Here is a 14,646-nt window from a genome sequence, read left to right on the forward strand (position 1 = left end):
TTCTTTAGATTTAACAGAAGGAATCATCGCCAATCAATTTTAGATAAAATCATTCAGAGATGCGTAGAGCATAAACCGATTGCTTACGCTTCGATTAAATTACACGAGACTTAAATGGGTAACCCTATTCATTAATATCAGCTCTCTTATTTAATTTAATTAGTCTAATCCAAAATCAAACTAATTGCTAAACCTCCACCGGCAGCCAAATGAAAAGTCTCTTTACTGTTCTTGTTAACCGAAACTTCTTCAATAACCAAACTTAAAGGATTATCATTCCAATGGGCTTCCTCTCCATCTTTGTAAACAATGACTTTATAGTTTTTACCCTCCTCTAAAAAGCTAAAATCGATGGTAATATCTCTAGGGTTTTCATCACTAACTGCACCAACAAACCAGTTCATGGTTTCTCTTTCTTGGCGAGCTATTATTACAAACTCACCTACTTCACCATCAAGGACGATGCTTTGTTCCCAGTCTACTCCCACATCTCTAATAAACTGCAAAGCTGGGTTTCCTTCATAATGCTCAGGAAGATCGCAAGCCATTTGAATAGGGCTATACAAAACCACATACAAAGCCAGCTGATGGGCCAAAGTAGTGTTGATTTGATTCTTCAATTCAGCTCCCCAGTTTGGATTTGGTGTTTTTTTACTTAATTTGATATCAAACACACCTGGTGTAAAATCAATAGGACCAGCTAGCATTCTTGTAAAAGGAACAATAGTTAAATGTTCAGGAGGATTTCCGCCATCATTGGCCCAAGCATTAAATTCTTGTCCACGAAGCCCTTCACGAGCAATTGCATTTGGTAAAGTTCTACGAATTCCGGTAGCTTTAATAGGTTCATGGGCATTAATAGCGACTTTATATTTGGCGGCAGTTTCCAAAACTCTTCTATAGTGATTCACCATCCATTGCCCATGGTGAAATTCGCCTTTAGGAATAATTTTTCCCACATACCCCGTCTTTACAGAATGAATTCCTAGGCTTTCCATTAAGGCAAAAGCGGTATCCATTTGTTGGTCATAAGTAGTAACCGCGGCAGAAGTTTCGTGATGCATGATCAACTCCACTCCTCTTTCTCTTCCATATCGAACTACTTCTTCAATATCATAATCAGGATAGCAAGTGACGAAATCGAAAACACCTTCCCGATCTTCAAAGCCAATCCAATGTTCCCAGCCTGTATTCCAGCCTTCCACCAAAATACCACTCATTCCATTCTTTGCAGCAAAATCGATATATCTTTTGGCATTTTCTGTGGTAGCTCCGTGTTTACCATGTGCTTTACCTGTATCTTCCCAAGTATTCATATTTTGAGTCATTCCATAATCCCAAGTAGCAATTCCCAAATGCATTTCCCACCAAATACCCACATATTTCATAGGCTTAAACCAAGACACATCACCAAGTTTATTGGCTTCATTTAGGTTTAAAATAAGTTTAGAGGAGATTAAGTCTTTGGCTTCATCTGCTATTTGAATGGTTCTCCATGGCGTTACAAAAGGAAGGCTTCGCTTAACTTTGTATTTATGGTTTTTGGAGCCTACGAGTCCAGACGTTAAGACCAAACTACCTGTATCAACCTTTAAAGTCATGCCAGCATAATCCGTTAAATTGGCTTCATGAAAACTCAAATGAATACCATCCTCTGTACGCATAGTTACTGGGGTATTCACAGCATTATAGGGGATAGAGGTTTGAGCCAGATTCACATGTTTGGCTTTTTCTAAGGCATCTATTTCCGATACTTTTGTAGTATTATAAAGGTGTTCGTATATATCCCAATCACCAGGAATCCACCATGTTTTATGATCACCTGTTAACTGAAACTCTGTTTTCTCGTCAACAATCATTAACTCCTCTACACCATTCTGCTCTGGGAATTCATATCTAAAAGCAACACCATCATCATAGGCTCTAAAATAGATATTCATTAATCTTTTGGGTGCTGTTTTTTCTTGTAACATCACTTTGAGTTCTTCAAAATGGTTATTCACCATTCTTTGCTCTCCCCAAGGCATTTCCCAGTTTTCGTTCATCATCATTTCTTCTGAACCGATGATTTCAAAACCTTTATCTAATGCGGGTGCATCCAATAAATCGAATCCCATACTAGACTTCTTAATGATATCTTTATTATCAAAAATAACCTGATAAAATGGTGTTCCTAAATCATTTAGACTGAATTCTATTTTAATTCTCTCGGATGGAGAACTTAGACTGAGGTCATTTTTCGCATATCTATGACAGGCATAGGAAGATACCAAGCCGACTATAAAAACAAGGAATAGCTTTTTATACATATTAAAAATTTGAGTTTTGTTTTATAATTAACAGCAAATTTAGAATAATAATCTTAAGAAATTTAATACTAGTGTGAAAGCACCTTATAAATAGGGTATATCAATCCTAGAATTAGGAAAAAGGTAATAAATGGTCGGTTGATGTTTTGCCATTTGTAATTTTTCCTGCTAATGGCATCATAGGCATGGTTGATAGCCGCAAAAAAGAGAAAGAATAGAAAAGTAAATAAAATAGTAAGTTCAGCCATAATCCCCCATTGTGCAAAATAAACCCAAATAGCAATTGTTGCATAGGAAAGCAATGCAATAGCTGATTGTTTTTGATAGTTACTATCTACTGCAAATCCTTTTTCAATTGCAGATTTCTTACTTAGAAATATCCCTTCCAATCCTGATATTCCTGCTACTGCACCAATAATAATAGGAATCATAAAATGTAACTGAGCTTTGGCATTATAAACTTCTTCGGCAAAGCCAATTTGATATCCGAAATAAAAAGCGAGGCTAACTAAAACGATTCTAGAAATATCTAATATTTTGAAAAACATAAGCCGTAGGTTTTGAACTAATAAATATACGAAAAATATTCGACCCCTAATCCACTTTTACAATTTTCATTTGGTCATAGAACTGACCATCTATTTTCATGTTTAGAAAATATACTCCAGTAGTTAAAGTATTATTATTCCATGAGATTTGATGTGAACCACTCATATGCTTCTCTGATTTAAGAACTTCAACCATCTGTCCTTTTATCGAGTACACTTCAATCTCCACAATAGATGCTTCTGGAATTTCGTAAGAAATACTAGCAGAAGAAGTAAATGGATTTGGAGCAAAATTAAGGAAACCTCCTGTTTTCTGATCAACAGCCTGAAGTCCCATAATATGATTATGTTGGGCTAAGGCTTTGATGCAAAAACTCCCCGTACTTTGGTAATCTCCCGGTTCATCATAATGGTAAAAATCGAGCCAAGATCCATTTTCTTTATAAAAACTTTGTTTTTCCTTTGTTGTACTAGGCACCATACCCTTAGTTGCAGCTTTGACATCTCCTAAAAGTACAGGTACAAAAGAGGTTCTATCATATGGATGACCGCCATGACTTAACTCCAAATAAACATAGAACTTTTCGCCAGTAAGAAATGTTACATAATCAGGTAAATCAATAGTATGGAAACCCGAATGCTCAATCATTCCAACATGGCTAATACGCTCATCCAATAACTCTCCATCGGTACCATCGGTAAACTGACCGTATATTTTTACATGATACTCAACATTTTCTCCAGCAGTGAAGAAACTCACAGCCACAATATCCTCATCTTCATTAGCAATAAAAGCATTAAAAGCTTCTGATACTTCTGTCAATGTATCTCTCCAACCATGATAATCATGATAATAGGCCGTATCATAATCTAAAATATCTACATCAATAAATGATATAGCTCCCATTTCAGGGTTTTTACAAGCATGTTTGTCGTAATATGAAATCCAGAAATAACCTGCCATTCCCCAGTCATTACCCCAGCTATTTTTTACCAACCATGCACCAGGACCGGGAGCCTGAGTTTCTCTATTATCATTCCATCCAATAATAGAAACAGAATGGTTTGGTTCACGGTTATCCCAAGTTGGCTGATAATGATTTATTCCACTCATAAAATCGTTGGAATAACTCATGCACACAGCCATTACCCCATGTTCCATGATTTTATACTTTATGAGTTCTATATTGGATAAATCGTCACCTGCATTATACCATTCTACACTTTTTGGATAATATTTATGATGATTGGGATGGTTTCTTTCAGAAGGATCATCATAGCTTTCGGCATCTATCTCTCTAACACTTCCTTCTAGACGAGAAATGTAGGCAGTGGTCATTCTATAATCACCACCCATATGAGTTTCTAAGCCTTGACCATTATTATAGGCCTCTTCAAGATCTTGATTAAAATATTCATTATAACCATTCCACCAATCTAAATGATACTCTGCTAAATCGGGCTCTCCAACTTCACCTTGTGCCTCCCAGTTTCCGGTCATCAAAAGGTTACTTTCCATGGCAGCCATGCTTCCGAATGCCCAACATGTTCCACCTAATTGGCTTTTTACGCTGGTGACATAATTCTCACCATTAACATTTGTTAAATTGAATGTTGTTGGTGGTTGTCCGTATGTTAATATCGAGGAAAGACAAAAAAGCAAATACACAATAGAGTTCTTCATCTTTGTGCCTTTTTTGATTTTTAATAACTGCGTTTACGCGAATTGGTTACTTAAAGTTACATTTAATCGAAAAGGGATAGCAAGTGTTATTAAATAAAATTTGAAAACCCGGTATTTATGGGTTCTTTTCGGTGAAATCACATTTCTTAAAAAAATCATAAAATTTAAATTTAAAGTTGAATCGATCAATTAACTCTTTTTAAAGTGATTAAATAAAACATGTTAAAGGGCCCTACATTCTAAATTTGGAAATAGTATAATTTAAGAAATAATAGGTATTCCTTTTTAAAAGTATATATTTGCAATAACCGAGATTATAAAACTTATCGTAGAACTTTAGGAAAATAAATATTCAATGCGTTATTTTATTTTATTAGCATTTCTAGCCACTTCCTTCAACTTATCTGCTCAATACCATATCATGTTTAGTGATAATTATCCTCCCTATAATTATTTAAGTGAGGAAGGTCAACTGGTAGGTTTTAATATAGATATCCTAAATGCTATTGATGATCTCTATGAATCGGACATTTTTACTACAGGAGGAGATTGGGTAACCATTAATTCAAAACTTAATAATGGTAGTATTCAAGCTATTGGTGGTGATCATTACCCTGGGAGTCCCGAAAGTCAATTTATTTATACTCGTTCTGCAATAAATACTTCACATTGTTTTTTATATAATACCAACAATATCAATCATTTTTCACTGGAGTTTCTAAGAACAAAAAACCAACCTCTTGTGGCCATGTGGAAAAACGATGTTTTGATCCATTATGTACTTTCAATAAATCCATCTGCTAAATTTTTATTTATTGATAATTATCAAGAATTAATTCTTTCTCTAGATCGCAAAGAGGTGACTTGTATCATTTCTCAAAGAGTTGGAAGTATGTATTATGCTCAGAAACTAAACAAAGAATATGTTGAAGCTACTGAGCATCGTATTCTAGAGCGAAATATGGGTTTTAAAATATCCAAAGATTCTCCAGAGTTAGCTGAATTATTAAATAATGGATTAGAAGTAATATTAGCCAATGGAGAATACCAAAAAATACATGATAAATGGATTACTAAGTATAATAGAGGACCAAATGATTGGCATAAATACCTTAAAACACTTTTAATATCAAGTGGACTTATTATACTACTCATCTTATTCCTTATTGTCATTAATAGGGTATTGCAAATTAGAGTTCGAAATAAAACCCAAGACCTCCGAGAACAATTAGAGTTGAATTCCAAAATAATGAGTGAGTTAGAGAAGGAAAAAATTAAAGCTGAAGAAAGCGACAAGTTTAAGTCTGCCTTTTTGGCCAATATGAGTCATGAAATCAGAACTCCAATGAATGGAATTATTGGTTTTGCTGAGCTTCTAAAATCTGAAGAAAACACACATGAAGAGCAAGAACGATTTATTGGTATTATCCAAAAAAGTGGATATAGAATGTTAGATACCATTAATAATATTATTGATGTTTCAAAATTAGAATCAGGAGTGGAAACACCGCAATATCAAGATGTCAATATCATGCTCATCATGCATGAACTTCAAAACTTTTTCAGCCAAGAAGCCCAAAAAAAAGGATTAGAATTAATACTCAATGAACAAATAACATTTACCGGTCCATTTTTTACTGATGAATATAAACTGAATTCCATCCTAACAAACCTTATTAAAAATGCTATTAAATTTACTCACAAAGGCTCTGTAGAAATAAGCTATACCATAACTGATACCATGGCTGAATTTATAATTCAAGATACTGGAATTGGCATCCCACAAAAAAAACAAGCTTCTATATTTGAACAATTTGTGCAAGCCGATTTTTCTCATTCTAATGGTTACGAAGGTTCTGGACTTGGCCTTTCCATTTCAAAGGGATATGCAATTATATTAAATGGCGAAATGAGTTTGGAGTCAGAAGTTGATAAAGGAACGAAATTCACTATTCAAATTCCAAATAACCACTGCTGAGAACTAGTCAAGCTTTGATAAAATATATTTCTATTTTAAAAGGTTTTTACCATATAGAGGCTGTATAAATTACCATCCTTCACAATCACTAAAAAGACACTGAGGTTCTGCCTAATAACACTTCTCTATAATCCTTCCAAAATACACCTAAATAGATCCAAGCGTATAATTATTCTCTGTTACTTTTGTATATTAGCGCCTTATTAATTCTAACCAATCACAAAATCATGAGATCACTCTTACCAAAAATGTCTTTTATCATGGTCATCTTATTGGGGTTTGCTATGCTTTCTAGTGCCCAATCCTATGTCTTTGATGAAAATGCACAAACTAATGGATTTCAAATCCAATCAAGTAGTAAAGGCGCTATCAAGCTAAGTCACAGCGTTCACAGTTTTAATTTATTCGATGTTGAAATTCAAGGCGAAAATATGAAACAACTGGAATATGGTCTTTCCATGTTTCCTGCAGAAGAAGGTATGCCCGATTTAGGAAGTGCTGCTCGCTATTTGTTAATTCCAAATGGAGCACAATCCAAAGTTCATGTGACCTATCAAAACAAAGTAGTTTATGAAAACATAGAAATTGCTCCTGCCGCTGCCATTCCTTTTGATACTGAGGAAGCCAAGCCAGCTGTAAAAGGAAGCTCTTATCAGAAAAATGCTTTCTATCCAGCTCAGATAGCTCAAACAGAAACTACTGAAATTCGCGGTATGACATTCGCCATAGTAAGCGTGAATCCTTTTCAATATAACCCTATCACTAAAGAACTTGTGGTTTATAAAAACCTAGAAGTGGAAGTGGAAATCATAGGTGGTAATGGCCAATATGGTGAAGATCGTTTCCGAAGCAAATACTGGGATCAGATTTTAGATGATATCGTTTATAATGCTGAAGCTCTTCCTAAAGTAGATTATTCAAAAATGAATAAATCAACTAAAGAAGAAGGATGTGAATACCTCATTTTGGTGCCTAATAATGATGAGTTTTTGCCTTGGGCCGATTCTATCAAACTTTTCCGTACAGAACAAGGCATCACTACTAAAGTGGTTACCCTTGATGAAATGGGCGGAAACAACTTAGAAGGTTTAAAAGATTATTTTAATACCATATACGAAACTTGGGATCCGGTTCCTTCTGGTGTTTTATTAATGGCCGACTATGGTAATGATGACAATACCATCACTTCAAAAACATATCCCCATCCTTATTCAGGTAATTTTATTACTGATAATTATTTTGCCGATTATACTGGAAACGATCTTCCTGATTTCGTTTTCGCACGTATGACAGGCCGTGATTATGCTGAAATGGAAACTATGGTAACTAAGTTTTTAGGGTATGAAAGAACACCTCCTACTGATGCTGATTTTTATAATAAACCAATTACAGCTTTAGGATGGCAAACCGAAAGGTGGTTTCAGATTTGTTCGGAGACTGTTGGAGGTTATATGAGAGAAGTTCTAGGAAAAGATCCAGTTCGTATCAATGCCGTTTATGGTGGAAATCCTAATAACGACCCTTGGTCTACAGCTACTAATACCAACCAAGTTACCTCATATTTTGGCCCTGATGGTTTAGGTTATTTACCTGCAACTCCAGGCGAAATGGGTGGATGGAGTGGTGGAACAGCTACTGATGTAGTAAATGCTATCAATGATGGTGCTTTTATCCTACAACACCGTGACCATGGTATGGAATCTGGTTGGGGAGAACCCGCATTCACATCTAGCTATATCAACCAATTAAATAATGTTGACGAAATTGGACATATTTTCTCTATCAATTGCCTAACTGGTCGTTTTGATATGGCTGGTGAATGTTTTGCAGAGAAATTCCATAGGTATACAAGTGGTGGTGCTTTAAGCTTAACAGCTGCTTCTCAAGTATCCTACTCTTTTGTAAATGATGCTTATGTTTGGGGGGTTTTTGACAATATGTGGCCCGACTTTATGCCCGATTATGGTGGAACAGAAGTAGAAGAAAGAGAATTTCGTCCTGCCTTTGGTAACGCTGCTGGTAAATACTTCCTCTCTTATACAAATTGGCCTTATAACACCGATAGTAAACAAATCACATATCGCTTATTCCATCACCATGGAGATGCCTTCAATATTGTTTATACTGAGGTCCCTATGGAAATGGAAATTAATTATAGTGAAGTATTAGTAAGTGGTCCAGATTTTATCGATATCCAGGCTGAAGAAGGTGCAATGATTGCTTTCTCAGTAGATGGAGAATTAATAGGTGTTGATGAAGCTACAGGTGTTTCTGCTCCTGTAACCATCGAAGCTCAAGTTCCGGGAACTATGATTAAAGTGGTGGTGACCAAGCAAAACTATTACCGTCATGAAGGATATATCCAAGTGATTGCTCCTGATGGACCATATGTGGTTAAAACAGGGTTTGAAGTGGATGATGCTGCAGGAAATAATAATGGTAAAGTTGATTTTGGCGAAGAAATCGCTCTTAACTTTAGCGTTAAAAACCTAGGTACTGAAATGGCTTCTGGTGTTGAAGTGACCATAACTTGTGATGATGATTTAATCACACTCATTGACAACCAAGAGTCTTTTGGTGATATTAATGTGGATGAAGAATTAAGCCATGACGCTGCTTTCGCTTTTACTGTAGCTGAAGAAATTCCTGATAACCATAGCTTTGTTTTTGAGTTCAGCGCCACAAATGGTACAGATGTTTGGGAAAGTTCATTCTCCATTAAAGGATACGCCCCAGTTTTAGAGATTCTAAATATGGAATTAACTGAAACATCAGGTAATGATAATGGCAGATTAGATCCAGGAGAAGAAGCTACCCTAAGTATTCAAATTGCTAACAATGGTCGTTGTGCTACTCCAGAAGGAATTGCCAACCTCATTAGTGCTTCTGATTATTTAACTGTAAATACTGCTGACATTACTTTTACTACCATCGATAGTGCTGATATGATTATCGCAGAATTCGATATAGAATCTGCCGTTGATGCATCAATAGGTAGCGTTGCTGTGATAACAACAGAAGTAAATGCTGGTCCTTATTCCGCTAGCAAAGAGTTTGGCATTTCTATTGGCCTCATCGTTGAAGATTGGGAATCTGGAGACTTCACTCAATATGATTGGTCTTTTGCAGGTAATGCTGATTGGCAAATTGTAGATGACGAATCTTATGAAGGTGAATACAGTGCAAAATCGTCCCCTATTGGACATAACCAATCCAGCGAACTGGTTCTTGAATACGAAGTAATGATGGAAGATGTCATCAGCTTCTATTATAAAGTAAGCTCAGAAAGTGGTTATGACAAACTAAAATTCTATATTGATAATACAGAGCAAGGCAGCTGGGATGGTGAAGTATCTTGGACCGAAGCCGTTTATTCAATCAGCCCTGGAGTTCATACCTTAAAATGGAAATATGTAAAAGATGGATCTGCTACAGGCGGAAGTGATTGTGCTTGGGTAGATTTTATTGTTCTTCCTCCAATGATGCTTCCTGCTGCTAATGCTGGTGATGATGCTCAAATTTGTAATACAGAAACTACTTATCAATTAGAAGGTGGAGCTGCTGATTATGAAACATTAGCTTGGACCACTTCTGGTGATGGTACCTTCTCCGCAAATGACATTGTTGATCCTATCTATACTTTAGGTACTGACGATATTAATAATGGTGCTGCAGAACTTACTTTAACCGCTACAAGCAGTACTGGTTCTGTAAGCAATACCATGAGTCTTGAAATAGTTAGCACACCTGCGCAAGCTGAAATGCCTGCCGGTGAAGCAATAGTATGTTATCAAGCACAAGATATGGTTTATACCATAGCTGGTGAGGGCACATACACATGGACTATTAGCCCTGAGGATGCTGCTATAATAAATGCTGTTGGCAATACCGCTTACCTTTCATTCAACGAAGGATTTGCTGGAGAATTAAACCTAGTTGTCAGCGAGTATAATGTTTGTGGCGAAGGTCCTGCTTCGGAAGCTTTAGCCATCACTGTAAACGAGCAAGCTAGTGCAGCATTTACTGCTGATGCTAGTATGTGTGCGGGTTCTGAAACAGCTCTTAGCATTGACCTGACAGGTAATGGTCCTTGGAATGTAGAGGTAAACGATGAGGATGGTTTAGAGCTATTCTTCGAAGCCACAGAAAGTCCTTATGAACTAACACTTAGCCCTGAAGCTAGCATGAACTATACCTTGATGCATATTACTGATGCTAACTCTTGTGTGGGAACTGCTGAAGGTTCTGCAATGGTCACTGTAAATGAACTTCCTAACGCTATTCTTTCTGGAGATGCTGCTGAGGTTTGTGCCAATGGTTTAGTAGAAGTTAATGTGGAATTAACTGGAGCTTCACCTTGGAATTTAAAAGTGGGTGCGGAAGGAAATGAACAAGAGTTTGAAGTGGTAAACAGTACTGATATGATTGAGTTCACTGTTTCAGATGAAAGCATGGAATTAGGATTTATCTCTATTATTGATGCCAATGAATGCCATGGAAATGGTGAAGGTTCTATTGCTATCACGGTTATGGAATCGCCAAGTGTTAATTTAGGATTAGACACTATAGTTTGTAATCACATCATTCTTACTCTTGATGCTCAAAATCAAGGAAGTGCCTACGCTTGGTCCACTGGAGCTACAGACCAAACCATAGATATTGATGAAACCATGGCAGATGCTTCTGGTGATGTTTCGGTTAGCGTGGTGGTAACAAATCCTACAGGTTGTGAAGGTTCTGATGAAATGATGGTTCATTTCCAAGATTGTACAGGTTTAGGTGAATTATCAGCTAATGATATTGCTTTAATGCCTAATCCTAATAACGGACTATTCAAATTAGAAATCAACGGTCAGTTATCAAAATCTGCTGATATTACTATTCATAATAGCATAGGTGAAGTGGTTTATACCATTGCTGCCTCTAATATTAATGAACAAATTGATATCGACTTGAGTCATTTATCTGATGGTGTTTATTTCATCATGATTCCTCAAGAGCAAAGCGTGATCAACAAGCGATTTGTGATTAGAAAATAATAAAGAGGCTTCGGTCTAATTAAATATTACTGGTCTTCTGATGTTTTCGGGAGGCCAGTTTTTTTTTACTTTTGACTTTAAGAAACATCGTGCCTTAGTGCCAATACCTATTTAACAAAACACCTATGCAATTCAATAACTTAGTAAAAGGGAAGCTCATTAAACGATACAAACGCTTTTTAGCTGATGTGGAACTAGAGGATGGTTCCATCATAACAGCCCATTGTACCAATACAGGAAGCATGACGAGTTGCATAGAAGAAGGAGCTCCTGTGCTTCTCTCCCCTGCTGACAATCCCAAACGCAAAACGCTATTCACATGGGAAATGATTTGGATTAATAACAACTGGGTGGGAATAAATACCAATAATGCCAATACTATTGCCTTCGAATTGGTTTCTAAGCAGCTGATTCCTGGACTTACTAACTTAAGCCATTTAAAACGAGAAGTGAAATTTGGGGATTCTCGATTTGATATTTTTGGTAAAGATGGAGAGCAAGAAGTGTGGATGGAAGTAAAAAACGTAAGCATGAGGGAAGGAAACAGAGCATTATTTCCGGACGCAGCCACTACTCGTGGACAAAAACATCTCAAAACACTCATGCAACTGGTGGAGGCAGGGAAACGAGCCGCCATGATCTACCTGATACAAAGAAGCGATGTAGATAGCTTTGGAACTGCAAAAAAGATAGATCCCGAATATGATAGACTCCTCAAAAATGCCAAAGCAAAAGGAGTAGAAGTTTATCCTGTGCAAGTACTTTTGAGCGAGAATGAGATTTCTTTTTATCGGTTGCTTTAAAGATGAGCTGTTGGTTATTGGCCTTGGCTATTACTCAAACATTGAAGCTCTTAAGCTCTCAACTTTTAAGATTTCACGCAAAGGCCGGCTAAGGGAAAACACGCAGAGACCGCATAGAGATAGAATTTATAACTAAAGTACAAACTGCTGAGATGGAATTGTATTCCATCGTTTCTAATGGTTATCCAGTCGGGGTGCGACTTGGAGTCGCGCCCCGACAAGGTTAATTTTTTATTTTACCAAAAACTTCCCACGATAGACCTCCCCCGAAATCTCTCCCTCATAAAAATAAACACCGCTGGCAATACCACTACATTCCCATATGAGCTTGCTTTGATTTGGTTTTATTATTAGTGTAGCGATGACCTTGCCATAGATATCTTTAATTTGGAGCTGGCTTTGTTTATTGATGTTGGGCAGCTCAAAAGTAATTTGATTGGTGGCTGGATTGGGATAAACTTCTAGATAATATCCATTTTGCTGGTTTACTCCCAAACAAGTTCTCACCAAAACTTCTTTTGAATTGGAATACTCCTCCATATCACATTTATTGAGAATGCCAGTAAATAGACTTGCCTCGCCTTCGAAAATGGGACTCCAAGTGATAATAGCTATATCTTGTTGGTTAAGGATAGTTCCTGCTGTTTCTGGTTGCAGATACCAGTTGATTTCTTGGCTTTCTGCTGATAATTGGGTGCTGAAAATACTATGTGTGTTAGTGGCAGAACAAAGGCTATCGGGGCCTGTAATGTCTGCTATATTAAGGTGTGGGTAAACGATAATTTCTTTGGGTGTGGAGTAGGCACTCTCGCCATACTCGTTTACTGCTCTTACTTGTAGCCATGCGGTATCTTGAAAATTGGGGTTCCAAGTGATTAAAATGCTATCGTGCATTTCTGTGATTTCTCCAGCCTCCCCTGGTAATAATAACCATTGGGTTTCCATGGTATCTATTACTAATTCTGTGCTATAATAAGTCTCTGTTTCTATGCTCAAACAAACACTGCTGTTACCTTGGGCTTGGCTGGGGATAAACTCATCCATATCTTGTATTTCGAAAATATAAATATCTTCGTTCCATTGGCCTTGGGTGTGGTAGCAACCAAAAAACCTTTTGGTCACCGCTGCAATGTATTTATATTCGGAGACCTTAATAAAATCCGGAAAATCCTGAGTATATATCATCTCAGGAAATGGTTTTTGATAGATTAAATCACCATCCTCATTTATCTTAAACATCCATACTATTGAGGAATTGGAAACATTATCATTTCCTTGCACATCGTAATTATGAGACTTTGTAATACCCATTATGGTAAAAGTATTGTCAGTGTTTTCAAATATCTTATAAGCCAAATCCCATTCACTACCTCCATAATTTCTTGACCATATTATTTCACCATTCTTACTAGTTTTTACAAGCCACATATCAAAGTCATCATCGTCATAACCGTAATTGTTATCTAAATCACCATCTGAAGACATTGAATTACCAGTAAAAATATATCCATCTTCAATTTCAACAACATAATTAAAGAATTCTTTATTACTGCCACCATAACATTGATTCCATTCTATATCACCATCAGAATTTAGCTTTATGGCCCAAGCTTCCGATAATAACCCATCATGACCATCACAATAAATATTGCCGGGTAATTCATTATATCCACTTGCTGTTAACATATATCCTTCATCACTAGTTTGAATAATATCACCACCTTCATTTAGTCTTATATTACCGTAGGTTTTTATCCAATTTTTACTTCCATCTGGATTTAAATTCACAGCCCAATCGTCAAATGAACCATAAAACACTTCCTTGTCCCCATCAGTTGATGATGAAATTCCTACTTCTAAAATACCCCCATTATGACTTAAACAGCCTCCTCTTGGCATTTCCTGACTTGAGCCACCATAAACATCTTGCCAAATGATATTAAAATTGGTGTCGGCCTTGGCTAGCCAATATCCATTTATACCACCAGTATGGTTAGGCCCTGTGGAGCCTATCAAATAGAAACCACTATCAATTGATATTATTTTCTTTCCAGCAGCTCCTCCAAAACCGCAATAAGATTTATCAAAAATAATTTCACCCTTGGCATCTATATTCACCAACCAAGCTGTACCGTTTAAGAATTCATTGCAGCTGTTTGAAACATCTCCATCATCGCTATAGGTTGTACCAAAAAACAAATAACCCCCTTTATAAGGAATAATACTTTGTACATTGTCATAGTCAGTACCTCCGTAACATTTTTCCCAGGTTTTAACGAAGTTTT

At 36.6% G+C, this 14,646-nt stretch carries 7 protein-coding genes; 3 read left to right on the plus strand and 4 right to left on the minus strand.

Translation table 11 applies throughout. The annotated features are described in order from the left end of the window. Window positions 1-164: 164 nt before the first annotated feature. The 3 genes from HNS40_RS20400 to HNS40_RS20410 form a co-directional block, all read right to left on the minus strand. Window positions 165-2,309, minus strand: coding sequence for a glycoside hydrolase family 97 protein (locus tag HNS40_RS20400; protein WP_172284442.1), 2,145 nt, complete (start codon window positions 2,307-2,309; stop codon window positions 165-167). Between the two features lie 68 nt (window positions 2,310-2,377). Further along, entirely contained in the window at window positions 2,378-2,857 is a 480-nt protein-coding gene (locus HNS40_RS20405) for a DUF6790 family protein (RefSeq protein WP_172284443.1), read from the minus strand. 46 nt (window positions 2,858-2,903) lie between these two features. Then, window positions 2,904-4,541 (minus strand): lectin like domain-containing protein, encoded by a 1,638-nt coding sequence (locus HNS40_RS20410; protein ID WP_172284444.1) that lies wholly within the window; start codon window positions 4,539-4,541, stop codon window positions 2,904-2,906. 355 nt (window positions 4,542-4,896) lie between these two features. Here HNS40_RS20410 and HNS40_RS20415 point away from each other — a divergent pair, with 355 nt between their 5' ends. The 3 genes from HNS40_RS20415 to sfsA all read left to right on the plus strand — a co-directional run bounded on the left by HNS40_RS20415 (window position 4,897) and on the right by sfsA (window position 12,361). Then, the gene (locus tag HNS40_RS20415) at window positions 4,897-6,519 is read left to right on the plus strand and encodes an ATP-binding protein (protein ID WP_172284445.1); all 1,623 of its coding nucleotides are present in this window, start codon (window positions 4,897-4,899) and stop codon (window positions 6,517-6,519) included. A 227-nt stretch (window positions 6,520-6,746) separates the two neighbouring features. Continuing rightward, window positions 6,747-11,558: a C25 family cysteine peptidase gene (locus HNS40_RS20420; protein WP_172284447.1), complete on the plus strand. Its 4,812-nt coding sequence runs from the start codon at window positions 6,747-6,749 to the stop codon at window positions 11,556-11,558. 125 nt (window positions 11,559-11,683) lie between these two features. Then, window positions 11,684-12,361, plus strand: coding sequence for a DNA/RNA nuclease SfsA (sfsA, locus tag HNS40_RS20425; protein WP_172284449.1), 678 nt, complete (start codon window positions 11,684-11,686; stop codon window positions 12,359-12,361). Window positions 12,362-12,592: 231 nt separating this feature from the next. On the opposite strand, the gene HNS40_RS20430 is transcribed toward sfsA, so the two are convergent. Beyond that, window positions 12,593-14,646, minus strand: a 2,054-nt coding sequence (locus HNS40_RS20430) for a T9SS type A sorting domain-containing protein (protein ID WP_172284451.1), incomplete at its 5' end; no start/stop codon positions are given.

Origin of the sequence: Lentimicrobium sp. S6, assembly GCF_013166635.1 — a bacterium.
Classification (GTDB): domain Bacteria; phylum Bacteroidota; class Bacteroidia; order Bacteroidales; family UBA12170; genus UBA12170.